The sequence below is a fragment of the Chromobacterium sp. IIBBL 290-4 genome, assembly GCF_024207115.1.
Classification (GTDB): domain Bacteria; phylum Pseudomonadota; class Gammaproteobacteria; order Burkholderiales; family Chromobacteriaceae; genus Chromobacterium.
The window spans coordinates 351,397-376,900 of the sequence record NZ_CP100128.1 but is presented as its reverse complement, the minus strand read 5'-3'; the positions used below and the strand labels follow the sequence as shown (position 1 = coordinate 376,900).

Annotated in this window: 27 protein-coding genes; 15 read left to right on the top strand and 12 right to left on the bottom strand. The window is 64.9% G+C overall.

The genetic code is table 11. The features are described 5' to 3' along the window. Window positions 1-42 precede the first annotated feature (42 nt). The gene (gene gloB / locus NKT35_RS01715) at window positions 43-810 is read right to left on the bottom strand and encodes a hydroxyacylglutathione hydrolase (protein WP_254298172.1); all 768 of its coding nucleotides are present in this window, start codon (window positions 808-810) and stop codon (window positions 43-45) included. A 14-nt stretch (window positions 811-824) separates the two neighbouring features. On the opposite strand from gloB, the gene NKT35_RS01710 reads away from it, so the two are divergent. The 9 genes from NKT35_RS01710 to corA all read left to right on the top strand — a co-directional run bounded on the left by NKT35_RS01710 (window position 825) and on the right by corA (window position 8,366). Beyond that, window positions 825-1,586, top strand: a complete 762-nt coding sequence (locus NKT35_RS01710) for a class I SAM-dependent methyltransferase (protein WP_254298170.1) — start codon at window positions 825-827, stop codon at window positions 1,584-1,586. Between the two features lie 13 nt (window positions 1,587-1,599). Continuing rightward, complete coding sequence (gene rnhA / locus NKT35_RS01705; RefSeq protein ID WP_254298167.1) at window positions 1,600-2,043, top strand: ribonuclease HI; 444 nt, start codon at window positions 1,600-1,602, stop codon at window positions 2,041-2,043. A gap of 48 nt (window positions 2,044-2,091) precedes the next feature. Then, window positions 2,092-2,814 carry a DNA polymerase III subunit epsilon gene (dnaQ, locus tag NKT35_RS01700; protein ID WP_254298165.1) on the top strand — a complete coding sequence of 241 codons (723 nt, stop codon included), beginning with the start codon at window positions 2,092-2,094 and terminating at the stop codon, window positions 2,812-2,814. Window positions 2,815-2,818: 4 nt separating this feature from the next. Then, on the top strand, window positions 2,819-3,505 hold the full coding sequence (gene ispD / locus NKT35_RS01695; protein ID WP_254298163.1) for a 2-C-methyl-D-erythritol 4-phosphate cytidylyltransferase: 687 nt from the start codon (window positions 2,819-2,821) through the stop codon (window positions 3,503-3,505). A gap of 11 nt (window positions 3,506-3,516) precedes the next feature. Next, window positions 3,517-3,993 carry a 2-C-methyl-D-erythritol 2,4-cyclodiphosphate synthase gene (gene ispF, locus NKT35_RS01690; RefSeq protein WP_254298161.1) on the top strand — a complete coding sequence of 159 codons (477 nt, stop codon included), beginning with the start codon at window positions 3,517-3,519 and terminating at the stop codon, window positions 3,991-3,993. A 101-nt stretch (window positions 3,994-4,094) separates the two neighbouring features. Then, on the top strand, window positions 4,095-4,754 hold the full coding sequence (rpiA, locus tag NKT35_RS01685; protein ID WP_254298159.1) for a ribose-5-phosphate isomerase RpiA: 660 nt from the start codon (window positions 4,095-4,097) through the stop codon (window positions 4,752-4,754). A 121-nt stretch (window positions 4,755-4,875) separates the two neighbouring features. Beyond that, the gene (phoU, locus tag NKT35_RS01680; protein WP_254298157.1) at window positions 4,876-5,580 is read left to right on the top strand and encodes a phosphate signaling complex protein PhoU; all 705 of its coding nucleotides are present in this window, start codon (window positions 4,876-4,878) and stop codon (window positions 5,578-5,580) included. A 137-nt stretch (window positions 5,581-5,717) separates the two neighbouring features. Then, the gene (gene ppx, locus NKT35_RS01675) at window positions 5,718-7,211 is read left to right on the top strand and encodes an exopolyphosphatase (RefSeq protein WP_254301329.1); all 1,494 of its coding nucleotides are present in this window, start codon (window positions 5,718-5,720) and stop codon (window positions 7,209-7,211) included. Between the two features lie 87 nt (window positions 7,212-7,298). Continuing rightward, window positions 7,299-8,366 carry a magnesium/cobalt transporter CorA gene (gene corA, locus NKT35_RS01670; RefSeq protein ID WP_254298154.1) on the top strand — a complete coding sequence of 356 codons (1,068 nt, stop codon included), beginning with the start codon at window positions 7,299-7,301 and terminating at the stop codon, window positions 8,364-8,366. 28 nt (window positions 8,367-8,394) lie between these two features. Here corA and NKT35_RS01665 read toward each other — a convergent pair whose 3' ends face one another. The 8 genes from NKT35_RS01665 to phnG are packed head-to-tail and all read right to left on the bottom strand — an operon-like array spanning window position 8,395 to window position 14,502. Next, on the bottom strand, window positions 8,395-8,940 hold the full coding sequence (locus NKT35_RS01665; protein ID WP_254298151.1) for a phosphonate degradation HD-domain oxygenase: 546 nt from the start codon (window positions 8,938-8,940) through the stop codon (window positions 8,395-8,397). Next, window positions 8,940-10,082, bottom strand: a complete 1,143-nt coding sequence (locus tag NKT35_RS01660; protein WP_254298149.1) for an alpha-D-ribose 1-methylphosphonate 5-triphosphate diphosphatase — start codon at window positions 10,080-10,082, stop codon at window positions 8,940-8,942. Before NKT35_RS01660 ends, NKT35_RS01665 begins: the two co-directional genes overlap by 1 nt. Further along, window positions 10,079-10,789 (bottom strand): phosphonate C-P lyase system protein PhnL, encoded by a 711-nt coding sequence (gene phnL / locus NKT35_RS01655; RefSeq protein ID WP_254298147.1) that lies wholly within the window; start codon window positions 10,787-10,789, stop codon window positions 10,079-10,081. The genes NKT35_RS01660 and phnL overlap by 4 nt, the downstream gene beginning before the upstream one ends. A 4-nt stretch (window positions 10,790-10,793) precedes the next feature. Further along, the gene (gene phnK / locus NKT35_RS01650; RefSeq protein ID WP_254298145.1) at window positions 10,794-11,567 is read right to left on the bottom strand and encodes a phosphonate C-P lyase system protein PhnK; all 774 of its coding nucleotides are present in this window, start codon (window positions 11,565-11,567) and stop codon (window positions 10,794-10,796) included. Continuing rightward, entirely contained in the window at window positions 11,564-12,415 is an 852-nt protein-coding gene (locus NKT35_RS01645; protein WP_254298143.1) for an alpha-D-ribose 1-methylphosphonate 5-phosphate C-P-lyase PhnJ, read from the bottom strand. The genes phnK and NKT35_RS01645 overlap by 4 nt, the downstream gene beginning before the upstream one ends. Then, window positions 12,408-13,493 carry a carbon-phosphorus lyase complex subunit gene (locus NKT35_RS01640; RefSeq protein ID WP_254298141.1) on the bottom strand — a complete coding sequence of 362 codons (1,086 nt, stop codon included), beginning with the start codon at window positions 13,491-13,493 and terminating at the stop codon, window positions 12,408-12,410. Before NKT35_RS01640 ends, NKT35_RS01645 begins: the two co-directional genes overlap by 8 nt. Then, on the bottom strand, window positions 13,494-14,066 hold the full coding sequence (gene phnH / locus NKT35_RS01635; RefSeq protein WP_254298139.1) for a phosphonate C-P lyase system protein PhnH: 573 nt from the start codon (window positions 14,064-14,066) through the stop codon (window positions 13,494-13,496). A 1-nt stretch (window position 14,067) separates the two neighbouring features. After that, window positions 14,068-14,502, bottom strand: a complete 435-nt coding sequence (phnG, locus tag NKT35_RS01630; RefSeq protein ID WP_254298137.1) for a phosphonate C-P lyase system protein PhnG — start codon at window positions 14,500-14,502, stop codon at window positions 14,068-14,070. Window positions 14,503-14,662: 160 nt separating this feature from the next. Between phnG and phnF the strand changes: the two genes are divergently transcribed. From phnF to phnN, 3 genes are read left to right on the top strand one after another with little or no spacing between them, the layout of a single operon-like run. Next, a complete protein-coding gene (gene phnF, locus NKT35_RS01625; protein WP_254298135.1) occupies window positions 14,663-15,385 on the top strand; it encodes a phosphonate metabolism transcriptional regulator PhnF in 723 nt (240 codons plus the stop codon). After that, on the top strand, window positions 15,385-16,074 hold the full coding sequence (locus NKT35_RS01620) for a DUF1045 domain-containing protein (RefSeq protein WP_254298133.1): 690 nt from the start codon (window positions 15,385-15,387) through the stop codon (window positions 16,072-16,074). The genes phnF and NKT35_RS01620 overlap by 1 nt, the downstream gene beginning before the upstream one ends. Next, window positions 16,064-16,636: a phosphonate metabolism protein/1,5-bisphosphokinase (PRPP-forming) PhnN gene (gene phnN / locus NKT35_RS01615; RefSeq protein WP_254298131.1), complete on the top strand. Its 573-nt coding sequence runs from the start codon at window positions 16,064-16,066 to the stop codon at window positions 16,634-16,636. The genes NKT35_RS01620 and phnN overlap by 11 nt, the downstream gene beginning before the upstream one ends. On the opposite strand, the gene NKT35_RS01610 is transcribed toward phnN, so the two are convergent. Together NKT35_RS01610 and NKT35_RS01605 are read right to left on the bottom strand one after the other, a co-directional pair. Next, complete coding sequence (locus NKT35_RS01610; RefSeq protein ID WP_254298129.1) at window positions 16,623-19,769, bottom strand: PAS domain-containing hybrid sensor histidine kinase/response regulator; 3,147 nt, start codon at window positions 19,767-19,769, stop codon at window positions 16,623-16,625. The two genes, phnN and NKT35_RS01610, sit on opposite strands and share 14 nt — an antisense overlap. A gap of 3 nt (window positions 19,770-19,772) precedes the next feature. Beyond that, the gene (locus NKT35_RS01605; RefSeq protein ID WP_254298128.1) at window positions 19,773-20,588 is read right to left on the bottom strand and encodes a phosphate/phosphite/phosphonate ABC transporter substrate-binding protein; all 816 of its coding nucleotides are present in this window, start codon (window positions 20,586-20,588) and stop codon (window positions 19,773-19,775) included. 297 nt (window positions 20,589-20,885) lie between these two features. On the opposite strand from NKT35_RS01605, the gene NKT35_RS01600 reads away from it, so the two are divergent. From NKT35_RS01600 to NKT35_RS01590, 3 genes are all read left to right on the top strand, one after another. Beyond that, window positions 20,886-21,908, top strand: a complete 1,023-nt coding sequence (locus NKT35_RS01600; protein ID WP_254298126.1) for a putative 2-aminoethylphosphonate ABC transporter substrate-binding protein — start codon at window positions 20,886-20,888, stop codon at window positions 21,906-21,908. 63 nt (window positions 21,909-21,971) lie between these two features. Further along, window positions 21,972-23,066 carry a putative 2-aminoethylphosphonate ABC transporter ATP-binding protein gene (locus tag NKT35_RS01595; protein WP_254298124.1) on the top strand — a complete coding sequence of 365 codons (1,095 nt, stop codon included), beginning with the start codon at window positions 21,972-21,974 and terminating at the stop codon, window positions 23,064-23,066. Further along, entirely contained in the window at window positions 23,060-24,757 is a 1,698-nt protein-coding gene (locus NKT35_RS01590) for a putative 2-aminoethylphosphonate ABC transporter permease subunit (protein WP_254298122.1), read from the top strand. The genes NKT35_RS01595 and NKT35_RS01590 overlap by 7 nt, the downstream gene beginning before the upstream one ends. Window positions 24,758-24,763: 6 nt before the next feature. Here NKT35_RS01590 and pncA read toward each other — a convergent pair whose 3' ends face one another. Further along, entirely contained in the window at window positions 24,764-25,396 is a 633-nt protein-coding gene (gene pncA / locus NKT35_RS01585; RefSeq protein ID WP_254298120.1) for a bifunctional nicotinamidase/pyrazinamidase, read from the bottom strand. Window positions 25,397-25,504 lie beyond the last annotated feature (108 nt).

Genomic DNA, 25,504 nt, shown 5'->3' with positions numbered 1-25,504 from the left:
CTGCGGCGCACCGCAGATTCACTTATCCGGCATGGGGCATGGTCAGCGGAAATCGTTTTTCCAGGCGCGCAGCCGGGCAAAGCAGGCGGTTTCATCGTCATCGGGCCGGCCGCCTTGCTGGAGCAGGCTGGCGCGGATAGCCGGCACGCCGCTGCGCAAAAATGGATTGCTGGCGATTTCCAGCGCGATGGTGGAGGGCAGCGTGGCCTGGCCGCGTTCGCGCAGCGCCGTATCGCGGCTCATCCGCATGCTCAGCACCGGATTGGCCGGGTCGGCGGCCAGGGCGAAGCGCAAATTGGACAGCGTGTATTCGTGGGCCGGGTAAACCTTGGTTTCCGGGGGCAGAGCCGCCAGTTTTTTCAGCGAATCCAGCATCTGCCGCGGCGTGCCTTCGAACAGCCTGCCGCAGCCTGCCGCGAACATGGTGTCGCCGCAAAACAGATGTCCTTCTATATGGTATGCAAGATGGTCCAAGGTGTGGCCCGGCACCGCCAAGACTTTCGCCGTCCCCATGCTCAGCGTGACGCTGTCGTTTTCTGAAACCGGACAGGTGATGCCGGCCAGGCCGATCGGGCCGTAGACAAGGGCGTCCGGCCAGGCTTGAGCCAATTCCGCCACGCCGCCGCAATGATCGCCATGATGATGGGTAATCAGAATCGCTTCCAGCTGAAGGTTTTCGGCCGCCAGATAATCCATCAGCGGTGCGGCTTCGCCCGGGTCCACTGCCACCGCGCGCGCGCCCTGGCGCAAAACCCAGATATAATTGTCAGTGAACGCCCCAACCGGGGTGATGCTGAAACTGGCTGGCATAAGGCCCTCCTTAGATGAAAAATTCGTTTGGCGCCTGGCTGACCGACACCGAGCTGGGCCGCTATCTGCTTGAGCGCGAGCAGGCCTATTTCGAACGGGCGGTCGCCGATGTGTTCGGATATCACGCCGTGCAGGTGGGCGTGCCGGAGATGGATGCCTTGCGCGGCAACCGCATTGCCTGGCAGTGCCGGGTGGCCGATCACGGCGAAGTGGGCGTGCGTTGCGACGCCGCCTTTTTGCCGTTCGAAACCCGCAGCCTGGACCTGCTGGTCATGCCCCATGTGCTGGATTTTACCACTCAGCCGCACCAAGTACTGCGCGAGGCCGATCGCGTGCTGATGCCGGAGGGGCGTTTGATCCTGACCGGCTTCAATCCCTTGTCGCTGTGGGGCGTGCGCCGGTTGATCCAGGGCAAGGAGCGCGCGCCGTGGAACGGCAACTTCTTCACCCAGCTGCGGATCAAAGACTGGTTGGCGCTGCTGGAGCTGGAGCTGGAAGAGAGCGACTTTATCGCTTACGCGCCGCCGTTCTCCAAGCAGGATTGGCTGGGCCGCTGCGATTTCATGGAGGGGGCCGGCGAGCGTTGGTGGCCGCTGGCGGCCGGCGTTTACGGCATCGAGGCGGTGAAGCGCCGGCGCGGCATGCGCCTGATCACGCCGAAATGGAAGCAGGCGGCCCAGAGCCAGGGCGCGCTCGGCGTAGTGGCCGGCAATGAGCGCCAGCATACCCACAAGCAACCCGACAGCAACAAGCAGGACGGCGCACCGTCCTGTTAATCAACGAGACAGCATGACTACTGAAGACAAAGTCGAGATTTATACCGACGGCGCCTGCAAGGGCAATCCCGGCCCCGGCGGCTGGGGCGCCTTATTGCGTTACAAGGGCAAAGAAAAGGAATTGTGCGGCGGCGAGCGCGGCACCACCAATAACCGCATGGAGATCATGGCGGTGATCAAGGGCTTGGAAGCGCTGAACCGGCCGTGCCGCGTGGTGGTCTATACCGACTCGCAATACGTGCAGAAAGGCATTTCGGAGTGGATACACGGCTGGAAGGCGCGCGGCTGGAAAACCGCGGCTAAAGAGCCGGTGAAGAACGCCGATCTATGGATGCAGCTGGACGCCGAGCGCAACCGCCACCTTGAAGTGGAGTGGCGTTGGGTCAAGGGCCATGCCGGCCATGAGTTCAACGAGAGAGCCGACCAACTCGCCAATCAAGGCGTGTCGGCGGCGTAAAGCAAGCAGCGGCCGTCTCTATTTAAGGGGCGGCGAGCGGGAAGCAGCATGAGACAGATTATCCTCGATACCGAAACCACCGGTCTCGATCCGCAGCAGGGCCACCGCATCATCGAGTTCGCCGGCCTGGAAATGATTGGACGCAAGCTCACCGGCAAGCATCTGCATCTATATATTCATCCCGAGCGGCCCATCGATCCCGACGCCCAGCGCGTGCACGGCATTTCGCTGGAGTTTCTCGAAGGCAAGCCGGTATACGCCAAGGTGGCGCAGGAAATCGCTGATTTTCTGCGCGACGCCGAGCTGATCATCCACAACGCGCCCTTCGACGTAGGCTTTCTCAATGCCGAGTTCGGCAAGCTGGGGCTGCCGCCGGTGCACGAGCTGTGCGCCAATGTGATCGACACGCTGGCCGAGGCGCGCGACATGTTCCCCGGCAAGCGCAACAGCCTGGACGCCTTGTGCGACCGTTTCGAGATCGACCGCTCCAACCGGACGCTGCACGGCGCGCTGGTGGACTGCGAGCTGCTGTCCGAAGTCTATCTGTGGATGACGCGCGGCCAGGAAAGCCTGGCCATGGACATCGATGTGGAGGTGCCGGGCGCCTTAAGCGGCCAGGACATCGATTTCGAGCGCAAGCCGTTGAAAGTGGCGCGGGCGAACGAGGCGGAGCTGGCCGAGCATCAGGCTTATCTGGATACCTTGGACAAAACCGTCAAAGGCGCGTGCATCTGGCGCGCCTTGGAAAATCCGGCGCCGGCGGAGGGCTGAGGCCATGGCGAGAATGATCGCGCTGGTGCCGGCGGCGGGCTCCGGCAGCCGCTTCGGCGCGCCCAGCCCCAAGCAATATCTGCAATTGAACGGCAAGCCGCTGATGTGGCATACGCTGGCCACCTTGGCGGCGGTGGACGCCATCGATGAAGTGGCGGTGGTGATTTCGCCGCAGGACGAGTGGTTCGACGATTTCGACTGGAATCTGCCCAAGCTGTCCATCCATCGCGTCGGCGGCGCCTGCCGCGCCGAAAGCGTGACGCAGGGCTTGCAGGCCTTGGCCTGCGCCGAGGATGACTGGGTGCTGGTGCACGACGCCGCGCGCTGCTGCCTGCCGGCGGCGGCGGTGGAGCGTCTGATCGCCGCGCTGGCCCAGCATCAAGTGGGCGGCCTGCTGGCCCTGCCGGTGCCGGACACGGTGAAGCGGGCGGACAGCGAGGGGCGGGTGGGCGCGACGGTGTCGCGCAATGGCCTGTGGCTGGCGCAGACGCCGCAAATGTTCCGCGCCGGCCTGCTGGCCAAGGCGTTGGCTGGCGTGGCGGCGGAAGACATCACCGACGAGTCGTCCGCCATCGAGCGCTTGGGCATGAAGCCCTTGCTGGTGGAAGGCGACGCGCAGAATTTCAAGGTAACCTATCCCCGCGACCTGGCGCTGGCGCGCGCCATCCTGGCCGCGAGGGATGCTGAATAAACGGTAAGAATATGTTCCGAATCGGACAAGGCTACGATGTGCATCAGCTGGTGGAAGGACGTCCGCTGATTCTGGGCGGCGTGGACATTCCGCACGCCAAAGGGCTGTTAGGCCATTCCGATGCCGACGCGCTGCTGCACGCCATCACCGACGCGCTATTGGGCGCGGCGGCGCTGGGCGATATCGGCCGCCATTTCCCGGATACGGCCGTCGAGTTCAAGGGCGCGGACAGTCGCGTCCTGTTGCGCGAGGCGGCGGCGCGCGTGCGCGCGGCCGGCTGGCGGCCCATCAATGTGGACAGTACCCTGATCGCGCAGCAGCCCAAGCTGGCGCCGCATATCGACGCGATGCGCGCCAATATCGCCGCCGACCTGGGGCTGGACATCGCCGCGGTCAACGTCAAGGGCAAGACCAATGAGAAGCTGGGCTATCTGGGCCGTTGCGAAGCCATTGAAGCCCAGGCGGTCTGCTTGCTGATGCCGGCCTGAAACCGGCGCGCGGGCTGTCATGAAGGCCCGCTTGTGGGATAATCCGACATCATCGCCCAGCCTGTATGGGCGGAACCACACCTAAGCCAGGAGGCCACACCATGCTGACCCAGGATCAACTGAAGCTCGCCGTCGCCAAGAAAGCGCTGGAATTCGTGCCGGAAGACGCCATCATCGGCGTGGGCACCGGCAGCACCGTCAACCTGTTCATCGAGGAGCTGGCCAGCATCAAGGGCCGGATCAAGGGCGCGGTGTCCAGCTCCGAGGCCTCCACCGCCCGCCTGAAAGCGCATCACATCCCGGTGTTCGATTTGAACGAAGTGGAAAAGATGCCGGTGTACATCGACGGCGCCGACGAGATCAACCATCACCTGCACATGATCAAGGGCGGCGGCGCGGCGCTGACGCGCGAGAAGATCGTCGCCGGCGTGGCGGACGAGTTCATCTGTATCGCCGACGAGAAAAAATACGTCGCGATGCTGGGCGCTTTCCCGCTGCCTATCGAAGTGATCCCGATGGCGCGCAGCTATGTGGCGCGCGAACTGGTGAAACTGGGCGGCCACCCGGAGCTGCGTCAGGGCGTGAGCACCGACAACGGCAACGTCATCATCGACGTGCACGGCCTGCAGATCATGAAGCCGGTGGAGCTGGAAGAGATCATCAATCACATCGCCGGCGTGGTCACCTGCGGCCTGTTCGCCCGCCGCCGCGCCGATGTGCTGCTCTTGGGCAAGCAGGACGGCGTGGAAGTGCTGCGCTAAACCGAATGGGAATCCGCGCCGCCGCGCGCCGGCGGCGCTTAGATGTCATGTCATAGCATTGTCATCTGTCTGGATTAAAATTCCCGTTTACCCCGATTACCCGCAAGATTCTGAGGCGAACATGGCAGATCACATTTCCAAACAGTTCGATCTGGAACTGGAAACCATCCGTACCCGCGTGCTGCAAATGGGCGGGCTGGTGGAGCAGCAGATTCTGTCCGCCATCGAAGCGATGTTGTCCGGCGACATCTCCCGCCTGGACAAGGTGATGGCCGAGGATGCGCTGGTCAATGCGATGGAGGTGGGCATAGACGACGATTGCCTGCACATCATCGCCCGCCGCCAGCCGGCTGCCAGCGATCTGCGCATCGTCTTCACCGTGATCAAGATCATCACCGATCTGGAGCGCATCGGCGACGAGGCGGCCAAGATCGCGCGCATGGGCAAGACCATCCATCAGTCCGAGCGCTACCAGATGCCGCGCTTCCGCGAGATCGAAAAGATGGCCGAAGTGGCGCTGGCCATGCTGCGCCGCGCGCTGGACGCCTTCGCCCGGCTGGACACCACCGCCGCGCTGGAATTGGCGGAAGAAGACCAGCGCCTGGACGAGAATTTCGCGTCCGAGCTGCGCCAGCTGATCACCTTCATGATGGAAGATCCGCGCACCATCAGCATGTCCATCGACACGCTGTTCATCTCCAAGGCCATCGAACGTATCGGCGACCACGCCAAGAACATTTCCGAGTACGTGGTCTATCTGGTCAAGGGCAAGGATATCCGGCACACCACGCTGGAAGACAAGAAGCGCGAAACCCTGGGCCGCTGATCGCCGACGGACATGACGCTGGAGCCAAAATGGCGGTAACATCTCGCGGTTACCGCCATTTTGTTTGTCCGGTCCGCCGAAGCGCCCAGGCGCCGCGGCTGCCGGACAGACGCAACTCAAGAAGAAAAGGGGTGTCCTTGACACACGCCACGCCCCCCCACACCGTGCTTGCCACCATCGATCTGGGCTCCAACAGCTTTAGGCTGCAGGTATCCCGCGTGGTGGATGATCAGCTTTACGCCTTGGACGTGATGAAGGAAACCGTGCGCCTGGGCGCCGGCCTCACCGCGGACAAATACTTGAACGACGACACCCAAGAGCGCGCGCTGGCCTGCCTGGCCCGTTTCGGCGAGCGCCTGCGCGGCTTCGAGCCCGCGCAAGTGCGGGTGGTCGGCACCAATACCCTGCGCGTGGCCAAGAACGCCACCGGCTTCATCGCCGAAGCCGAAGAGCGGCTGGGCTTCCCCATCGAAGTGATCGCCGGCCGCGAAGAGGCCCGGCTGATCTATCTGGGCGCGGCCCATTCCTTGCCGGACACCAAGGAGCGCCGTCTGGTGGTGGACATCGGCGGCGGCTCCACCGAATTCATCATCGGCAGCCACTACAAGTCGCTGGTGACCGAAAGCCTGCCCCTGGGCTGCGTCAGCTATACGTTGCGCTTTTTCCCGGAGGGCAAGCTCACTCGCGGCAATTTCCGCGACGCGGGGCTGGCGGCGCGCAACGAGATCCAGCGCATCCGCCATGAATACCGCCCCAGCGAGTGGCAACTCGCCGTGGGCACCTCCGGCACCGCCCGCTCCTTGCGCGACGTGCTGGAAATCAACGACTGGAGCCGTTCCGACATCACGCTGGACGGCATGGAAAAGCTGCGAGCGGTGCTGATCGAGCAAGGCAGCATAGACGCGATCAAGGTCAACGGCCTCAAGGCCGACCGCGCGCCGGTATTGGCCGGCGGTCTGGCCATCATGATCGCCGTGTTCGAAGAGCTGCAGATCGAGAAGATGATCGTCACCGAAGGCGCGCTGCGCGACGGCGTGCTCTACGATCTGCTGGGCCGCCAGCGCGAGAAGGACATGCGCGACAGTACGGTGGCGCTGTTCAAGCGCCGCTACCACGCGGACGCCCAGCAGGCAGAGCGCGTCAATCAGCTGGCCGAGCGGCTGTACCGCATGCTGGCGGGCGAGGATGTAGACCAGGACATGCTCAAGCGGCTGTCCTGGGCGGCCAAGCTGCACGAAATCGGCCTGACCATCGCCCACACCGCTTATCACAAGCACTCCGCTTACATTCTGCAAAACGCCGACATGCCCGGCTTCTCCAAGCGCGAACAGGCCACGCTGGCCGCCATCGTGCTGGGCCACCGTGGTGATATGGGCAAGATGGCGCAATACATCAGCCAGCCGGCCTTGTGGCAGGCGGTGGTGGCGCTGCGCTTGGCGGTGCTGTTCCATCGCAGCCGCATCGTGATCGAGCTGCCGGAGGTGCTGGACCTGCAACAGCATGCCCGCGGCTTCACGCTGACTGTCAGCGCGGACTGGCTGGAGGCCAATCCGCTGACCGCCAGCAGCTTCCAGCAGGAAGTGAACCAATGGCGCAACGTCGGGTTCCAACTGGTGATCGTCCAGAAGTAAGGCGTCCCCATGGCGTCTGCCGCGGCCCGGTCTTGCCGGGCCGTTTGTCATTCTGGATGGTCAGCCCGATAACAGCCACGGAGGCTTATGCGACACCCTAGCTTGAAGCACAAGATTCCCATGCTGGGCGAAGCGCCCGGCGCCCTGATTCCGGTCGGTGAGGACAAGCACGAGACCGTCAGCATCTCGTTGTTCGACTACCGCGCCGATAGCTTGGCGGAAACGGCATTCGACGATGTCGAGCAAGCGCTGGGCCATCGCCCGGAAAACAGTGTGGCCTGGTTCAATATCTACGGCTTGCGCGACGCGGCGGCGATGAAGCGGATAGGCGGGCGGTTCGGCCTGCACCCGCTGGTGATGGAGGACATCCTCAGCGCGCGGCAGCGGCCCAAGGTGGAGGATTACGACGACTATCTGTTCATCGCCGCTCGGGTATTCGATTACCCCGCCAATGGCGGCCGGCTGCAATCGGACCAGATCTATCTGGTCATCGGCGATGGTTTCGTGCTGAGCTTCCAGGAGCGGCCGACCGGCGTGTTCGAATCGGTGCGCGAGCGCTTGCGCCACGCGCGCGGCCAGGTGCGTCGCAAGGGCGCGGACTACCTGGCTTATTCCTTGCTGGACGCGGTGATAGACGACTATCTTGCCGTGCTCAGCCAGTTCAATGAAAAAGTGGAGGCCACCGACGGCAAGTTGATGGCGGGCGGCGAACAAGGCGTGCTGCGGCAGATCCAGCGGCTGAAGCGCGATTGCCTCAAACTGCGCCGCGCCTTGCTGCCGCTGCGGGAAATGCTGCTGGCGCTCAACCGCAACGAGCGCGACCGTTTCGCCGACGAAACCCTGGTTTACTTGCGCGACGCCTACGACCACACCATCCATGTGCTGGAATCGTTGGAAATGAGCCGCGAGATGGTGGGCGACATGCTGGACCTGTATTTGTCCACTCAGTCGCACCGGCTCAATCTGCAAATGCGCGTGCTCACCGTCATCACCATGATCTTCATGCCATTGACGCTGATCGCCGGCATTTACGGGATGAACTTCGAGAACATGCCGGAGCTGAAGTGGCGCTATGGCTACTATGTGGTGCTGGCGGCGATGACGCTGATTTCCAGCGCCATGGGCTGGTGGTTTTGGCGGCGGCGCTGGATTTGAGCCGGGCGGGGGCCGCCCGGCCCGAGGCTTAATCGAGCTGACGCGCCAGCAGCGGCCAGACCCACTCCGCTTGATCCAGCGACCAGCCGCCGTCTTTGGCGGCTTCGTCCAGCCGGCGCAGCGTCAGCATCGCTTCTCTATCGGGATGGCAGGCGAAGGCGTCGGCCTCTTCCGGGCTCATCGGACCGCCCTGGTAGCCCAAGGTCGCCTCGCTGGCTGGCGACAGCCTAGCGCGATAGCCGGGATCGACAGCGCATAGATAGCGTTTGGCGGCCACGTGCGCGCCCACCAGCATGGCTACGGCGGGGTTGAAGCCCAGGGAGAGCAGATAGTCCTCCCCCAGCTTGTCATGCGCCATCGCGCCGTAAGCCCCCATCGCTTCCATGCCCTCCTGTTCCAATAAATGGCCGACATCGTGCAGAAAGGCGGCGGCGATCAGCGTGTCGTCGTGGCCCCAGTCGCGCGCTAGCGTGGCGGCCTGGATGGCGTGGTCGAACTGGCTGACCGCCTCGCCGTAGCTTTGCCGGCCTTGCCGTTCGAACAGCGCGTAGATTTCGTAGACGCGGCCATCCATCAGAACACCCTCCGGCCTTGATTCCACACATGCCGCACCAGCGGCACGTCGCCCAGCGTCGTCATCGCCACTAGGTCGGCGCGCTGGCCGACGGCGATGTCGCCGCGGTCGGCTAGGCCGACCGAGCGCGCCGGATTGCGGCTGACGGCGGCGACGGCGCGCGGCAGGCTCCAGCCCGCCTGCGTGTGCAGCAGCCAGGCGCCGTGGAGCAGGCTGGCCGGCACGTAGTCGGACGACAGGATGTCCAGCAGGCCTTGGTGGGCCAGCTCCAGCGCTGCCACATTGCCGGAATGGGAGCCGCCGCGCACCGCATTGGGTGCGCCCATCACGGTGGCGAGGCCGTGCCGCTTGGCCGCCGCGGCCGCCTCCAGCGTGGTGGGGAATTCCGAGATCGCCACGCCGTCGCGCAGCGCTTCCTCGATGTGCGCTTCGTCGGTGTCGTCATGGCTAGCCAGCGCGATGCCGCGCGCGCGCGCCATCTCCACCGCCGCCTGTTTGTGGCGGCCGGCGTATTGCGCCTGTTTGGTTTTGCGCTCTTCGACGGCGGCGAGGAAGGTGTCCTCGCTCCAGCCCACTTTCTTCTTGCCGTAGTACTTCTTGTACTGTTCTAGGTCGCGGTACTGGCGCTGGCCCGGCGTGTGGTCCATCACCGAGACCAGCTTCACCGCCGGGTGGCCGATCAGCGGCAGCAGCTCGTCCATCAGCTTGGGGTAGGCCAGCTCGCAGCGCAGGTGGAAGAAGTGCTCGGCGCGCAGCGCGCCTTCGTCCATGCCCTGGTTGATGGCGGCGAAAGCGCTGTGCAGCGTGTCCAGCCGCACGCTGTCGCCTTCCAGATCGCCGACCGACAGCGCATCCAGCACGGTGGTGATGCCGGCGGCCACGCATTGGGCGTCGTGGGTGATGACGGCCGGCAGCGCGGGCCACAGCACGCCGTTGCGCGGCATCAGGTGTTTTTCCAGATTGTCGGTGTGGATTTCCACCAGTCCCGGCAACAGCAGGGCGCCGGCCAGGTCTTCGCCGTCGGGCAGCGCGTGCTCATGGATGGCGACGATCAGTCCGGTCTCGATGTCTATTTGAAGCGCGCCGTTGTCGATGACGCGGTCGGCCAGCACGATGCGGGCGTGGTTCAGAATCTGTTTCATGCGGCGATTTCCGTTTGTTGCGCCAGGGGAACCTGGAAGACGCGGCTGGCGATGGCGTCGCGGGTGGGCGCGTCGTGGAAGATGCCGATCAGCGCTGCGCCGCGGGCAAGGGCCTCGCGCATCAATTGTACGACCACGTCGCGGTTGGCGGCGTCGAGCGAGGCGGTGGGCTCGTCCAGCAGCAGGATGGGCCGCGGCGCGATCATGCCGCGCGCGATGTTGACGCGCTGCTGCTCGCCGCCGGAGAAGGTGGCCGGCGGCAGGCTCCACAGCCGTTCGGCGATGTTCAGCCGCGCCAGCCATTCGCCGGCGGCCAGTCGGGCTTCCGCGTCGGCCGAGCCCCATTCGCGCAGCGGCTCGGCGACGATGTCCAGCGCCGACACCCGCGGGATGACGCGCAGGAACTGGCTGACGTAGCCCAGCGTGTGGCGGCGCACTGCGGCGATTTCATGCGGCAGCGCGCGGGCCATGTCCACCCATGCGCCCTGGTGGAACACGCCGATGCGGCCGCTTTCGACCAGGTAGTTGGCGTACAGCGCCTTCAGCAAGGTGCTTTTGCCGGCGCCGGACGGGCCGGCCAGCGCCACGCATTCGCCGGCGGCCGCTTGCAGCGAGACATCGGTCAGCACCGGCAGGCGCAATCCGCCTTGCTGGTGCAGGGTGAAGGTCTTGCTCAGGTTTTGCGCGTCTATCAATAGCGTATTCATGATTTCAGGCCTGCAGGATGGAAGACACCAGGAGCTGGCTGTACGGGTGTTGCGGATCGTCGAGGATCTGGTCGGTGAGGCCGGCCTCCACCACGCGGCCCTTCTGCATCACCAGCGTGCGCTGCGCCAACAGCCGCGCCACGCCCAGATCGTGCGTCACCATGATGACGGCGATGCCGGCGTCGCGCACCAGGCGGCGGGTCAGGTCCAGGAAGCGCGCCTGCACCGACACGTCCAGCCCGCCGGTGGGCTCGTCCATGAACACCAGCCGCGGCTGCGTCACCAGATTGCGGGCGATCTGCAGCCGCTGCTGCATGCCGCCGGAGAAGGCCGACGGCTTGTCGTCCAGCCGCGCGCGGTCTATCTCCACTTTTTCCAGCCAGTCGCCGGCAGTCTGCCGCAGCCGGCCGTAGTGGCGTTCGCCCAGCGCCATCAGCCGCTCGCTGACGTTGGCGCCGGCGGAGACGCCCATGCGCAGGCCATCGCGGGCGTGCTGGGTGACGAAGCCCCACTCGCTGCGCGCCAGGCGGCGGCGCTCGGCCTCCGGCAGGCGGGTGAGTTCATGCGCCGCGCCGTCGCGGTCGGCGAAGCGCACGCTGCCGGCGTCGGCTGGGAGGCGGCCGGCCAGCGTGGACAGCAGCGTCGATTTGCCGGAGCCGGATTCGCCTACGATGCACAGCACCTCGCCCGGGTACAGCTCGAAATCCACGTCGAAGCAGCCCTGGCCGTTGCCGTAGTCCTTGCAAAGCCCGTTCACGGTGAGGATGGGCGCGATCATGCTTGATTCTCCTGCGTGCGCTGCTGGCAGTAGTCGGTGTCGGAACAGACGAACAGCCGGCTGCCGGCGTCGTCGGTGACGATTTCATCCAGATAGCTGTCGTGCGAACCGCAAATCGCGCAGCCTTGCTGCCAGCTTTGCGCCTCGAACGGATGATCGTCGAAGGCCAGGCTTTCCACCTTGGTGTAGGGCGGGATCGCGTACAGCCGCTTTTCGCGGCCGGCGCCGAACAGCAGCAGCGCCGGGTTCATGTCGAGCTTGGGGTTGTCGAACTTCGGGATCGGCGACGGCGAGGTCAGATACCTATCGTTCACCATCACCGGGTAGTCGTAGCTGGTGGCGATATGGCCGAAGCGGGCGATGTCCTCGTACAGCTTGACGTGCATCAGGCCGTATTCCTGGTGCGCGTGCAGCTTGCGCGTTTCCACCTCGCTGGCTTCCAGCGTGCGTAGCGGCTCCGGCTCTGGCACCTGGAAGATCATGATCTGGCCGGGCTTTAGCGGCGTTTCCGGGATGCGGTGGCGGGTCTGGATCAGTGTTGCCTCGGCGGTGGCCGTGGTGGTGGCCACGCCGGCCACGCGGCCGAAGAAGCGGCGGATGTTGACGGCGTTGGTGGTGTCGTCGGCGCCCTGGTCTATCACTTTCAGCACGTCGTCGCGGCCGATCACGCTGGCCGTCACCTGGATGCCGCCGGTGCCCCAGCCGTAGGGCAGCGGCATTTCGCGGCTGCCGAACGGCACCTGGCAGCCGGGGATCGCCACCGCCTTGAGCAGTGAGCGGCGCAGCATGCGCTTGGTGTTCTCGTCGAGGAAGCCGAAGTTGTAGCGGTCGTGGCGGGCCTCAGTCATGGTCCTTCTCCTGGTCGGCGGCGGCGCGCAGCTGGCGGATCAATGCCAGCTCGGCCTGGAAGTCCACGTAATGCGGCAATTTCAGGTGCTGGACGAAGCCGGAGGCTTCGACGTTGTCGCTGTGATACAGCACGAACTCAGCTTGCTGCGCCGGCGCGTGGGCGGCTTCGCCCAGTTCTTCGGCGCGCAGGCTGCGGTCCACCAGCGCCATCGCCATGGCCTTGCGCTCGGCCTCGCCGAAACTCAGGCCATAGCCGCGGGTGAATTGCGGCGGCGCGGTTTTGCTGCCGGCGAACTGGTTGATCATCTGGCACTCGGTCAGCGTGATCTCGCCGATGTCGATCTCGAAGCCCAGCTCTTCCGGGCAGACCATCACGCTGACTTCGCCCATGCGGATCTCGCCGGCGAAAGGGTGGCTTTCGGCGTAGCCGCGTTGGGTGGAGTAGGCGAGGCCCAACAGCCAGCCTTCGTCGCCGCGCGCCAGGTTTTGCAGCCGCGCCGGCCGGCTGGCCGGGAACATCAGCGGCTCGCGGGTCAGGTCCACTGGTTCCGGATCGCCTGCCGGCGGCTGGTCGGCCTCGATCAGGCCTTCGCGGTCCAGCAGTTGCAGCACGCCGGGCAGCGTGTCCGGCAGCGGCGCGTCGGCCTGTTCCAGCGCCATCTGGTCCGCGGCGGCCATCAGTCCGAAATCCAGCAGCCGCTGGGTATAGTCGGCGGTGGGGCCCAGAATCTGGCCGCCCGGCACGTCCTTGAAGGTGCCGGAAACGCGGCGGCGCACCCGCATCGCGGCGGTATCCAGCGGCAGGCTCTGGCCGAAGCGCGGCAGCGTGGTGCGGAAGGCGCGCAGCAGGAACACGGCCTCCATGCTGTCTCCGCTGGCCTGTTTCAGCGCCAATGCGGCCAGCTCTTCGTCGTACAGCGAGCCCTCCTGCATCACGCGGGCCACGGCCAGGCGCAGCTGCTGGCGGATCTGGGCGATGCTCAGCTCAGGCACGTCCTCGTCGCCGCGGCGCGCGGCGGCCAGCAAGTCCCAGGAGCGGGCGATGGCGGTTTCCCCGCCTTTTACGGCTACGTACATTCAACCCTCCCGGATGCGGGCGCTGCGCGGCAGGCCGGCGATGTGGGTGTCGGTAATCAGCACGGCGTCCACGCCCAGCGGGAAGCGGGCATGGTTGCTTTGCCATTCGGTCCAGAAGCCTTTGGGCAGGCCGGCGGCGCCGAAGCGGCGCGGCGCGGCGAAACCGGGGCCGCTGCCTTCCACCTGCTCGGCGCCGAAACCATCCACTTCGATCAACAGCGTGGCGGAACGGTCCGGGTATTCGGCGCTGCCGGCTTTCAGGCTCATCAGGTCCGGCAGCGGCATGCCGGCGGCGATCACGATGAAATCGGCTTCCTCCGGCAGATCGGTCACGCGCATGCCGGTGTGGAAGCGCAGGCTGGACATGGTTTCATCCGGCAGCGCCGGCAGCCAGGCGCTCACATCCTGGTCTGCCAGCGTATAGAGCAGGGCGGCGGTGGCTGCCTTGAGTCCCGGCAAGGCTGGCGGCAGCACCGGCAGCGCGCGCGGCAGCAGCGGTTCGGCCATCGCGCCAAGCACGGCGCGGAAAGTTTGTTGGGCGTTGTCCACCGGCTGGGCAAAAGCGGTCAGCATTTCATTCTCCCCGCACCATGGTGAAGAATTCGACCTTGCTGGCGGCCGCTTCGCGCGAACAGGAGGCGCGGCGCTCAATCAGCTCGGCTTCAAGCGGCGCGATCCAGGCCGCCATCAACTCCGCATGACGAGCAGAGTCTTGCAGCAGCGCGTCGGCCTGGGCGATCAGCTCGGCGTGGCGGCCGTCGCCGCCGCGCACCCAGCCGTGTCCGATGTGGTCGCCGATCTGGCAGCTGGCGCGGCTGACGCTGACTTCGCCGAGGTTGAAGCGGGCGCCGGTGCCGCCGCTGCGGCCTTGCAGCATCATCAGTCCGGTTTCGGCGCGGCGCAGCCAGCGCGGGGCGGCGGGCAGGGCCGGCGGCAACAGGGCCAGCAGCGGTTCGATCGGGCTGTTGGCCAGCACGCGAAGCCAGCGCTGTCGGGTGGAGGTGTCCATCGTGTGCCTCATGGTTCAAGAAAGATTCATATAAACGTATAGACGTATGCATGATAATGGCGAGCATCGACGGATTAACAGCATGCGGCGATGAAGGTTTTGTGACGTTTTTACGGCGCGGCTAGACCTTCGCCGAGGCGAGACAAAGGGGAGCGTGGCAATGATTGAGAGAGGTTCCGGCGTCGCCGTGTGGCGGCAGATAGAAGACAGCCTGGCTGCGGACATCGCCAGAGGCGCCTTGCTGGCGGGCGCGCAGCTGCCGACCGAGCTGCAATTGGCCGACCGTTTCGCTGTCAACCGCCACACCATACGCCGCGCGGTGGCCACCTTGGTGGAGCGCGGCCTGTTGCGAGTGGAGCAGGGGCGCGGCACCTTTGTACAGGACAATGCGATCGACTACGCCATCAGCAAGCGCACGCGTTTTTCGCAGAATATGGCCAAGCAGAACCTCAGCTCCGACGTGGACATTCTGAATAGCGATACGGTGCCGGCCAACGCCGAACTGGCCGATCTGCTGCAGGTCGCCGTCGGCGACGCCTTGTACCGCATCAAGACGTTGAGCCGGGTGGAGAACCGGGTGGTCGATTACGCCACCCTGTTTTTCCCGGCCGCGCGTTTTCCCGGTTTGCCGGAAGCCTATTTGAAGCATCGTTCGGTGACGCGGGCGCTGGCCGACTGCGGCGTAGCGGACTACACCCGCCGCTTCACCCGCGTCACCGCGCGGCTGCCGGACGCGGATACGGTGGATTATCTGGGCATTCCCAAGAACCGGCCGGTGCTGCATGTGAAGTCCTTGAACGTCGATGCGGCAGGCGCGCCGGTGCAATACGGCGTCACCTGCTTCAACGGCGACCTAGTGCAACTGGTGATGGGGGAGGAGTGATGCGCTATGCCCTGTACTACGCGCCGCGGCCGGATGGCGATTTCTGGCGCGCTGGCTGCGAATGGCTGGGCGCGGATGCCTGTACTGGTGAACGTTTGACGCAGCCCGCGGTGGAGGGCGCGCCGGCGCTGGCCGTGCTTACCCGCGAAGCCGCCCGCTACGGCTGGCATGCCACGCTGAAAGCGCCGTTTGTCTTGAGCGCCGATGTCGATCAGGACGCTTTGATCGGCCGGACGGCGGCGTTGGCCCAAACATTCCAGCCTTTTTCCCTGCCGCTGCAAGTGGCGTGGCTGGGCGATTTCCTGGCCTTGCGGCCGCAAGCTGAGTCGCCGGCGCTGGATGAGCTGGCCGCGGCCTGCGTGGTGGCGCTGGCGCCCTTGGCGGACCGATCCGCGACCTTGAAGGCCAGGGCTGGATTGAATGACAGGCAGCAGGCTTTGTACCGGCGCTGGGGCTATCCCTATGTGTTCGAGCAGTTCCGTTTCCACCAGACGCTTTCCGACAAGCTGGACCGCGAATCCGAGACGGCGGCCGCGCTGGAGCGCGCCGCGCGCCGCCATTTCGCCGGCCTGCTGGACAAGGTGGAGATCGCCGGACTCGCGCTGTTCATTGAGCGCGGGCAGGGCGAGCCGTTCCGCTATCTGGCTTACTGCGGTTTTGACGGCGAGGTGGCGCGCTATGAGTGTTGAACCGGGAGCGTTGTGGTATGTGATCGGCCCGTCCGGGGCGGGCAAGGACAGCCTGCTGGCGTATGCTCGGCGGCGTTTGCCCCAGGGTGTGATGTTCGCCCACCGCTATATCACCCGTCCGGCCGACGCCGGCGGCGAGAATCATGTGGCCTTGAGCGCGGAGGAGTTCGACGCGCGCGAGGCCAGCGGCTGTTTCGCGCTCTGTTGGCGGCGGCATGGCCTGGCTTATGGCCTGGGCGTGGAGGTTGATCTATGGCTGAGGCAAGGCTTGGACGTGGTGGTCAACGGCTCGCGCTCCAGCCTGGCGCTGGCGGCGGCGCATTTCCCCACGCTGCGGCCGCTCTGGATCACCGCCAGCCCGGAAGTGCTGGCCGCGCGGCTGGCCGGCCGCGGGCGTGAGTCGGTGGACGCCATCGCCGGGCGTTTGCGCGAGGCGGCCAGCTTTGCGCCGCCGCCGGATTGCGAGGTGCTGTGGAATGACGGCGCCTTGTCAGAGGCCGGGGAGCGCTTGATCCTGTTGCTTCGGCAGCGGCAAGACGCCGGGCAGGCTATTCCTGATTGAGCTGTTTTTCCTCTTTGCGGCGTTCATGCCATTGCTCAAGCTGGCGGCAGCGGTTTTCCAGCTCTAGCAATAGCCGCGGCTGAACCTCCGCCAGCCCGGCATCGGCGGATTGTTGCATCTGGGTGGCGACCGCGCCTATGGCCTTGGCGCCCATGCTTTGGGCCGCTTCGGTCAGCGATTGCGAGATATTGGACAGGTTTTGCATATTGTCCGAGGCGATGGCGTCGCGCAGGCGAGAGATATCGCGTTTGCAATGGCGTATGAATTCCGTCACCAGCTGGCGCGCCATGTTCTCGCCAGACTCGTCCAGCAGGTTCAAGTCGACGGGCGCATCCTCGACCGCGCGCGGCGATTTCTCCCGGCTTGCCTTGGGCGCGTCGTCGGCCGCATGGGCTTGCGTGTGCAGCCATTTCTCCAGCATGGCGGCGAGGTCGCGCAGGGATAGCGGCTTGACGAGAAAATCATCCATGCCGGCCGCGCGGATCCGCTCCTGTTCTTGAGGGCTGGCGGTGCAGGCGATGATGGGAATGCGCGAGCGCAAGGGGTGCTCGGCCTCGTGCTCGCGTATGCGCCTGGCGAGTTCGAAGCCATCCACATGCGGCATATGGCAGTCGCTCAGCACCAGGTCGTAACGGTCTTGCCGCCATTTCTGAAAGGCCTGCTCGCCATCCACGGCGGTTTCGGTCTGATAGCCGAGCTTGTCCAGTTGCATCGTCACCAGTTTCAGATTGGTGGGGTTGTCCTCGGCCAGCAAGATGCGCGCTTCGCTGGCGGTGGTCGCCGGCGGCAGGGGGGGCGCCTCCTGGACGGGATCGCCCGGGCTGCCGGTCTCTATCCACAAGCTGAGCTGAACGCGGGTGCCAATGCCGGGTTCGCTTTCCAGCTCTATCTTGCCGTTCATCAGCGCGGCGAGTTTCTGGCAAATGGCCAGCCCCAGGCCGGTATTGCCCTGTCGGCGCAGGGCGGCTTGGGGGCTGAAGGGCTGAAACAATCCCGCTTGCCGCTCGTACGGGATGCCGACGCCGGTGTCGATGACTTCGAAACTCACCAGCTGGTTGTCTTCCTCTTGCGTTATGACCCGCGCCCGGAGCTGGATGCTGCCCTGCTCCGTGAATTTCAAGGCGTTGCTCAACAGGTTCTGCAAAATCTGGCGCAGACGCAGCGGGTCGATTCTCAGGACCGGCGCCAATTCAGGGGCGATATCCAGCTTGAAATCCAGCTGCTTGTGCTGGGCGGATTGGGCATACAGCCCCTGGAGCTGCTGCAGCAGCGGACGAATCGGCGTGGGCGTGGAGGCCAGCTCCATCTGGTCGATTTCAATCTTGGAGAAGTCGAGAATATCGTCGATCAGCCGCAGCAGCGATTGGGCGGATTCCTGCGCGGTGTGCAGCGTGTCCTGCTGCTCTGGGTTGAGCGGCGTCATGCGCAGCAGCTCCAGCATGCCCAGCACGCCATGCATGGGGGTGCGGATTTCATGGCTGATGGTGGCGAGAAAAGCGCTTTTGGCCCGATAGGCGGCGTCGGCTTGCTCCTTGGCGCGCAGCAGCTCTTCTTTTTCCTCCTGGCGGCGGGTGATGTCCCGCAGCATCAGGTTGTAGCATGCGCCGTCCAGATCCGGCATCCGGGTGATGGCCAGCTCCAGCGGAAAGGTCTTGCCGTCGACGCGTTGGCCGGTGACTTGCTTGAGATCGCCGAAATCGGCGGCATCGGCCTCAAGAATGATATTCATGAGCTCGTCTTGATCCGCAGGAGACACCAGCTCCAGCAAAGACAGGCCTGTCATGCTGCCCGGCGGCAAGCGGAACATCTTTTCCGCCACCGAATTGGCGCTGATGACGATGCCGGTGCGATCCAGCGTCAGGATGCCGTCGATGGCGGTATTCACCACTCCGGAAAGCAGGGTTTGCTGCCGAGTCAGCTCCAGCCTGGCCTGTTCCAGCGCATGTTGATCCCGGCTGGCCAGTATCAGCTGGGCCAAGGTGTTGCCCAAGACGGGAGGAATGTCGATGGCCTGCAGTTCTGGCGAATCCGCGGGGAAGAACAACGTGAATACGCCTATGACTCTATCGGCCAATTGAAGCGGCAGGCTGAGGAAGCAGTGTTGGTCGCCATAGGCGCCGACGCAGCTTTGCTGCAGCCTGATCAATTGCTCGCTTTGCCGCAACAGGCAGTGATCGATGATGTTTTCCTCGGGCGGCGTGGCGGTCAAGGGCGGCTGCGGCGATGTCAACGGGTGAAATGCGGGAGGATGCGCGTTGTCGCGGACTTCGGATAGAAAGCCGCATTCCACGCCGAACCACAGCAGCAAGATGTCGCGCGCGTAATTGAACATGGATTCGCTGTCGGCCTTGCCGATGAACAGGCTTTGCAGGTAATTGACCGCGTCCAGAATCTTTTCTTGCTGACGCTGATCGCGGATAGCCTTGTCCGCTTCATTGAGCGCCGCTTGCAAGCGGGCATGCTCATCCGCCAGCCGGGCGGACACTTGGTTGAACATGCGGGCGGTGTCGGCGATTTCGTCGCGGCCGGAGATCCGCATCTGATAGCCGGTTTCGGCGATGATTTTTTCCGCGCCGCGCCGCAGAATGCTCAGTTGCCTAGTCAAATAGTCGCCCAGCAGCCAGGACAGCAGAATGGACAGGGCGCAGCCGCCCAGCGCCAGCGCGGCGGCGAAGGCGCGGGCGCGCGTCATCAATTGCTGGTGGGCGGCCAAGGAATTGCCCACCTCCACCCTGCCGTACACGACAGGGCCCACCGAGATGGGCCGAATGGTCACCAAGGGCTGTCCTTCCGGCAGGCTATTGGGCTCGACGTTGTTTTTGGGCGGCAAGGCCAGGATCATCGGATCGCCGGCTTCCGCCATCACCCATCCCTGTTTGTTGTAGATCCGGGCATAGACCACGCTGCGCGACTGGACGATTTGCACCGCCGCGCTGTTGAGCGTGGCGAGATCGGTGCTGATCACCGCATTTTGAACGGTGCGGGCGAACAGCTCGGCGCTCGCTTCCGCATGGCGGCGCATTTCTCCCACGCTGGCGTCGTACAGCAGGGTCAGGCCGGTCTGGATCAGGATGGCCAGCATGGCGGTCAGGATCAGCGCGATGCCCAGGACGGTTTTTATGCGGAATGACATCGTTCAGCGCTCGGTTGGGGGAGTGTAGGGGATGCGCAGCCGGCGGATATCATCCCAGTCGCTGTCCTGGGCCGCCGTTTGCGGCGTGAGCTGCAGCGTCTTCAACAAGCCGCGCCCCTCCGGCCCATCGGCCAGACCGACCAGCGCTTGCCGCAGGCAGGAACGGGTTTCCGGCGCGAGCCTGGGGTGGGTGGCGAAGGCGTGGGGCGTGTGCGGCGGGGTTTGCCACAGGATGCGCAGCTGGCTGCGGATGGCGGGCGTTTGTTGCAGCCAGGTTCGATTGATGCCGCCGCCCGCGGCGAAGAAGCCTTTGCTGACCCCCAGGTAGACAGAGTCGTGCGAGCCGACGTAGCGGGGCGTGACGCGGATGCCGCGCGCCGTCAATTCCGCCAGCGGCAGCACGCTGGCGGCGAAGGACTCGGGAGCGGGGAGGGCAAGGGTTTTGCCTTGCAAGTCCGAGATGGCGTGAATGGGGCTGTCATTCCTGACCAGGATCAGGCCGCTGAGCGGGCGGTTTTTCTCCCGCGTCAGCGGCAGATAGCCTGGAGAGACATGAAAGTGGACATAGTGCAGCGGGTTCATATAGGCCAAGTCATAGAGCCCGTCCGCCAGCCGCGATTCGAAGGTCGGGATATCGGGCGCGGTATCGAAGTGGAGATTCAGCTGGCAGCGTTGCCCAAGGTATTGGATCAACGGTCCCCAGCTTTTGGCCAAATCGGATGCCGATTGTTGTGGGACGACGCCCACGCTCAACTCCAGCAGCGGCTGAGCCTGCGCCTGCGCGAGCGGAAACGCGACAGCGAAGGCGCCGAGTATCATGCGCGCAAGGGCTAGTCGGGCGGGACACGGGGGCGCCATCGTGCATGGGTTCCTATCGGTTGGCAGCCGGCCTGCCAGCCGGTGCGCGGGAGCATCCGCATTGCAAATATAGTTAATATCCGCCTGGCTGCCGGTCTCGCGCGCCAAGCGGCGCGAATATGTCTAGCGGCGCAAGACAAACTTCATCCCTTGTTCATTTTGGCTTCATTCCCACCCTCTACAGTGTCGCTTGTTTCGCGAAAGTCGAAAGACGTGCCGCAGTAGTGGTCTATACGTCTAAATCTAGGAGCAATGTCGATGAAGAAGCATGTGGCAATCGCCGCCGGTCTCGCGCTGACTGGTCTGCTGTCCCCGCTGGCCGTGGGCAAGACCACGCTGACCGTCTACACCGCGCTGGAAGCGGATCAGGTCAAGGATTACAAGGAAGCATTCGAGAAGGCCAACCCGGATGTAGAAATCCGCTGGGTGCGCGAATCCACCGGCGTGATCACCGCCCGCCTGCTGGCAGAAAAAGATCGTCCGCAGGCCGATGCTGTCTGGGGCCTGGCCGCCACCAGCCTGATGATCCTGGATCAGCAGGGCATGTTGCAGGCTTACGCGCCCAAGGGCGTGGAAAAGCTGAGCCCGCAGTTTGTCGACAAGGCCAAGCCGCCGAAGTGGACCGGCATGGACGTGTGGGCCGCCACCATCTGTTTCAACACGGTTGAAGCCGCCAAGAAGAACCTGCCCAAACCGCAAACCTGGGCCGATCTGACCAAGTCCATCTATAAGGACCAGATCGTGATGCCGCATCCGGCGTCTTCCGGCACCGGCTACCTGGACGTGTCCGCCTGGCTGCAGACGATGGGCGATAAGAAGGGCTGGGCCTATATGGACAAGCTGCACGGCAATATCGCCCAGTATGTCCACTCCGGCTCCAAACCGTGCAAGATGGCCGCCGCCGGCGAGTTTCCGATCGGCATCTCGTTTGAATACCGCGGCGCGCAGTTGAAGGAAAAGGGCGCGCCCATCGACCTGATCTACCCGAAAGAAGGCCTGGGCTGGGACCTGGAAGCCACCGCCATCGTCAAGGGCACCAAGAATCTGGATGCCGCCAAGAAATTGGCCGACTTCTCGGTCAGCCTGCCGGCGATGAAACTGTATGAGCAGAACTACGCGGTGCTGGCGATGCCGGGCGTGGCCAAGCAGAACCCCTTCATCCCGGTGGATTACGCGCAGCGTCTGGCGAAGAACAACTTCGGCTGGGCCGCGCAGAACCGCGAATCCATCCTCAAGGAATGGTCGCGCCGTTATGAAAGCAAGTCCGCGCCCAAGGAGTAAGGGCGTTTCTCAGGCCGCCCCCGGCGCGGGGCGGCTTTGATTTTGGCGTTTCTGGAGTACGCGATGCATCCGGCTTATAGCCTCTTGTTCGAGCATTTGTCTGTTAATGGGCTGATCCGCCGCTTCGGCGGCTTTACCGCTCTGGACGGGGTTTCCCTTTCCATCGCCAAGGGCGAGTTTGTGTGCCTGCTGGGTCCGTCCGGCTGCGGCAAAACCACGCTGCTGCGGCTGATTGCCGGGCTGGATCAGCCCGACGCCGGCGCCATCCATCTGTCCAGACGCGACATCACCCGCGAAGCGCCGGCCCGCCGCGACTATGGCATCGTGTTCCAGAGCTATGCCTTGTTTCCCAATCTGAGCGTCGCCGCCAACATCGCCTATGGCTTGACGCCGCGGCGCGACAAGGCCGCGCACGCGCAACGGGTGCGCGAGCTGTTGGACATGGTGGGTTTGCCGGGCTGCGAAGACAAATATCCGTCGCAGCTGTCCGGCGGCCAGCAGCAGCGCATCGCGCTGGCGCGAGCCTTGGCGACTTCGCCGAGCTTGTTGTTGCTGGACGAGCCCTTGTCGGCTCTGGACGCCAGGGTGCGGGACAAGCTGCGCGACGAGCTCAAGCAGCTGCAGCAGAAGCTGGGCGTCACCACGCTGATGGTGACGCATGATCAGGAAGAGGCGCTGGCCATCGCCGACCGGGTGGTGGTGATGAACGGCGGGCGGATCGAGCAGATCGGCACGCCTTCGCAAATTTATCGCCAGCCGGCCAGCCGCTTCGTCGCCGAATTTGTCGGCGACGCCAATTGGCTGCCAGCGCGGCGGCGCGGCGCGCGCGAGGCCGAGGTGGGCGGTTGCTGTTTCGAATTGGAGCAGAATGTGCCCGATGCCGAGGCTTTGACCCTGTTTTTGCGGCCCGAGGATGTGCTGCTCAAGCCGCGTTGGCAGCCGGGCGGCAACGGCGTGCTGGCGAGGATAGAAGATGCGGCCTTCGGCGGCGCCATGACCCGCTTGCGTCTGCGGCCGGAAGGCATGCCGGGGGTGACGCTGCGGGCGGAACTATGCCCGTCGATGCTGGATAGGCAACCCTTGCTGCCAGGCGAGATCGTGGCGCTGGAGTTGCCGGCCGGCAAGCTGCGCGCCTATGCCGCGGAGGCCGCATGCTGAATCTGGCGCGCAGAATCAAGCTGGCTGAGCCGGACCGGACTGTGAATGGCGAGGCGATGGCCGCCGCGGCTTGGGTGTGGCTGGTGGTCGCCGCCCTGGCGCTGGCGGTGGGCTTGCCGCTGCTCAGCATCCTGGCCAAGGCTTTTTTCGATATGAATGGCCGCTTTGCCGGCCTGGCCAATTTCGCCGAAGTGCTGGCCTCTCCCAATCTGCTGCGCGCGGCGCTCAATAGCCTGTTGCTGGGCGCGACGGTGGCGCTTATCGTGGTGCCGGCAGCCTTCGCTTTCGCCTGGGCCTTGAGCCGCAGCCTGGCGCCGGGACGCAGCCTGTTCCGTCTGATCGCGCTGTCGCCTTTATTGGCGCCATCGCTGATGCCGGCCATCTCGCTGGTGTATCTGTTCGGCAACCAGGGCTGGCTGAAATCCTGGCTGCATGGCGGCACGGTATATGGTTTCTGGGGCGTGGCGGCCGGCGAGGCGTTTTACACTTTCCCTTACGCCGTCTTGATTCTGAGCGCCGCGCTGGCTTCGGCCGACGCCCGCCTGTACGAGGCGGGCCGGGCCTTGGGCGCGGGCGCTTGGCGGCGCTTTGTCACCATCACGCTGCCGGGCGCGCGCTATGGCTTGGTGTCGGCGGCGCTGCTGGTGTTCACCCTGGTGGCCACCGACTTCGGCGTGCCCAAGGTCCTGGGCGGCGATTGCAATGTGCTGGCGGTGGAAGTGTTCAAGCAGGTGGTGGGGCAGCAGAACTTTCCGCGCGGCGCGGTGGTGGGGCTGATGCTGCTCTTGCCCGCGGCCTTGTCGTTTTGGGTGGAGCGCGCGGTTTCCCGGCGGCAGCAGGCGGCGATGTCGGCGCGGGCCGTGCCCTATGCGCCCGGCGCGGATGGCCGGCGCGATCTTTTGGCCGCGTTGATGCTGGCGGGGTTGTCTCTCCCCCTCCTGGCCTTGTTGGGCGTGGGCGTCGCCGCGTCCTTCATCCGCTATTGGCCTTACGACATGTCTCTGACGCTGGCGCATTATCGTTTCGACCAGGTCGACGGCGGCGGCTGGGACGCGTATTTCAATTCGCTGCAGATGGCTTGCGCCGCGGCGCTGATCGGCACGCTGCTGGTGTTCGCCGGCGCGAGCGCCGCCGAGCGTTTGCGCGCCGCGCCGGCGGGGCGGGCCGCGCTGGGCTTTCTGGCCTTGTTGCCGATGGCGGTGCCGGGGCTGGTGTTGGGTCTGGGCTATGTGTTTTTCTTCAACCATCCGCTCAATCCCTTGAGCGGCCTGTATGGCGGGCTGGCCTTGCTGACGATGTGCGCCATAGGCCATTTTTACTCCACCGCGCACCTGACGGTCTGCACCGTGCTCAAGCAGCTGGATGGCGAATTCGAGGCGGTGGCGGCATCGTTGAAAGTGCCGTTCTGGGTCACCATGCGGCGGGTGACGCTGCCGGTGTGCCTGCCGGCCTTGCTTGAGGTGGCGCGTTTTCTGTTCGTGTCCGCGATGACGACGCTGTCGGCGTTGATTTTCATCATCGGGCCGGAGCGCAGCCTGGCGGCGGTGTCCATCGTCACCATGGACGATGCGGGCGACACCGCGGCCGCGGCGGCGATGGCGACCTTGATCGTGCTGACGTCCGCCGCGGTGTCCGCGCTGTTTGAATGGCTGGCTTGGGCCGCGCGCCGGCATCAGCGCTGGCGCGGCTGAGGACGCTTACACTTCGTCGGATCGCAGCCGTTTGACGCCGGCCTGGCGCATCGTCATCCATGCTTCCTTGAGGGAGCCGTCGATGTCTATCGCCCGGCAGGCGTCTTCTATCACATAGGTTTCAAAACCGGCGGCGCGGGCGTCGATGGCGCTCCAGGCCACGCAGAAATCGGTGGCTAGGCCGGCCAGCCAAACCTTTTTCACCCCCAGCGCGTTCAGATAGCCGGCCAGGCCGGTGACGGTGCTGCGGTCGGCTTCGACAAAGGCCGAGTAGCTGTCCACCTGGGCGTGGATGCCCTTGCGCACCACCAGCCGCGCGCGTTCGGTTTCCAGCTCCGGGTGGAAGGCCGCGCCATGGCTGCCCGCCACGCAGTGGTCCGGCCACAGCGTTTGCGGGCCGTAGGGCAGATCTATGTTCTGGAAGGGCTGCTTGCCGGCATGGCTGCTGGCGAAGGACACGTGGCCGCGCGGGTGCCAGTCCTGAGTCAGAATGACGTTTTCGAACAGCAGCGACAGGTGGTTGATCAACGGCGCCACTTCATCGCCGCCCGGCACGGCCAGTTCGCCGCCGGGACAGAAGCTGTTTTGCACATCCACCACGATCAAGGCGCAATCCGCGCCATAACGCTTCAAAGGCATGGGCATCCTCGTTGTTGCCGATCAATCCATCTTGTTAACACAGCCGCCGTGGCCGGTAAAGCGACAAGGTGTGGCCTGCGTCCTGATTTCGCTTGCTCTTGATACCCC

What these genes read in the sequence shown, in the direction of transcription:
- gloB (WP_254298172.1), bottom strand. Translation starts at nt 810, where the DNA reads ATGCCAGCCAGTTTCAGCATCACCCCGGTTGGGGCGTTCACTGACAAT.
- NKT35_RS01710 (WP_254298170.1), top strand. Translation starts at nt 825, where the DNA reads ATGAAAAATTCGTTTGGCGCCTGGCTGACCGACACCGAGCTGGGCCGC.
- rnhA (WP_254298167.1), top strand. Translation starts at nt 1,600, where the DNA reads ATGACTACTGAAGACAAAGTCGAGATTTATACCGACGGCGCCTGCAAG.
- dnaQ (WP_254298165.1), top strand. Translation starts at nt 2,092, where the DNA reads ATGAGACAGATTATCCTCGATACCGAAACCACCGGTCTCGATCCGCAG.
- ispD (WP_254298163.1), top strand. Translation starts at nt 2,819, where the DNA reads ATGGCGAGAATGATCGCGCTGGTGCCGGCGGCGGGCTCCGGCAGCCGC.
- ispF (WP_254298161.1), top strand. Translation starts at nt 3,517, where the DNA reads ATGTTCCGAATCGGACAAGGCTACGATGTGCATCAGCTGGTGGAAGGA.
- rpiA (WP_254298159.1), top strand. Translation starts at nt 4,095, where the DNA reads ATGCTGACCCAGGATCAACTGAAGCTCGCCGTCGCCAAGAAAGCGCTG.
- phoU (WP_254298157.1), top strand. Translation starts at nt 4,876, where the DNA reads ATGGCAGATCACATTTCCAAACAGTTCGATCTGGAACTGGAAACCATC.
- corA (WP_254298154.1), top strand. Translation starts at nt 7,299, where the DNA reads ATGCGACACCCTAGCTTGAAGCACAAGATTCCCATGCTGGGCGAAGCG.
- NKT35_RS01665 (WP_254298151.1), bottom strand. Translation starts at nt 8,940, where the DNA reads ATGGATGGCCGCGTCTACGAAATCTACGCGCTGTTCGAACGGCAAGGC.
- NKT35_RS01660 (WP_254298149.1), bottom strand. Translation starts at nt 10,082, where the DNA reads ATGAAACAGATTCTGAACCACGCCCGCATCGTGCTGGCCGACCGCGTC.
- phnL (WP_254298147.1), bottom strand. Translation starts at nt 10,789, where the DNA reads ATGAATACGCTATTGATAGACGCGCAAAACCTGAGCAAGACCTTCACC.
- phnK (WP_254298145.1), bottom strand. Translation starts at nt 11,567, where the DNA reads ATGATCGCGCCCATCCTCACCGTGAACGGGCTTTGCAAGGACTACGGC.
- NKT35_RS01645 (WP_254298143.1), bottom strand. Translation starts at nt 12,415, where the DNA reads ATGACTGAGGCCCGCCACGACCGCTACAACTTCGGCTTCCTCGACGAG.
- NKT35_RS01640 (WP_254298141.1), bottom strand. Translation starts at nt 13,493, where the DNA reads ATGTACGTAGCCGTAAAAGGCGGGGAAACCGCCATCGCCCGCTCCTGG.
- phnH (WP_254298139.1), bottom strand. Translation starts at nt 14,066, where the DNA reads ATGCTGACCGCTTTTGCCCAGCCGGTGGACAACGCCCAACAAACTTTC.
- phnG (WP_254298137.1), bottom strand. Translation starts at nt 14,502, where the DNA reads ATGGACACCTCCACCCGACAGCGCTGGCTTCGCGTGCTGGCCAACAGC.
- phnF (WP_254298135.1), top strand. Translation starts at nt 14,663, where the DNA reads ATGATTGAGAGAGGTTCCGGCGTCGCCGTGTGGCGGCAGATAGAAGAC.
- NKT35_RS01620 (WP_254298133.1), top strand. Translation starts at nt 15,385, where the DNA reads ATGCGCTATGCCCTGTACTACGCGCCGCGGCCGGATGGCGATTTCTGG.
- phnN (WP_254298131.1), top strand. Translation starts at nt 16,064, where the DNA reads ATGAGTGTTGAACCGGGAGCGTTGTGGTATGTGATCGGCCCGTCCGGG.
- NKT35_RS01610 (WP_254298129.1), bottom strand. Translation starts at nt 19,769, where the DNA reads ATGTCATTCCGCATAAAAACCGTCCTGGGCATCGCGCTGATCCTGACC.
- NKT35_RS01605 (WP_254298128.1), bottom strand. Translation starts at nt 20,588, where the DNA reads ATGATACTCGGCGCCTTCGCTGTCGCGTTTCCGCTCGCGCAGGCGCAG.
- NKT35_RS01600 (WP_254298126.1), top strand. Translation starts at nt 20,886, where the DNA reads ATGAAGAAGCATGTGGCAATCGCCGCCGGTCTCGCGCTGACTGGTCTG.
- NKT35_RS01595 (WP_254298124.1), top strand. Translation starts at nt 21,972, where the DNA reads ATGCATCCGGCTTATAGCCTCTTGTTCGAGCATTTGTCTGTTAATGGG.
- NKT35_RS01590 (WP_254298122.1), top strand. Translation starts at nt 23,060, where the DNA reads ATGCTGAATCTGGCGCGCAGAATCAAGCTGGCTGAGCCGGACCGGACT.
- pncA (WP_254298120.1), bottom strand. Translation starts at nt 25,396, where the DNA reads ATGCCTTTGAAGCGTTATGGCGCGGATTGCGCCTTGATCGTGGTGGAT.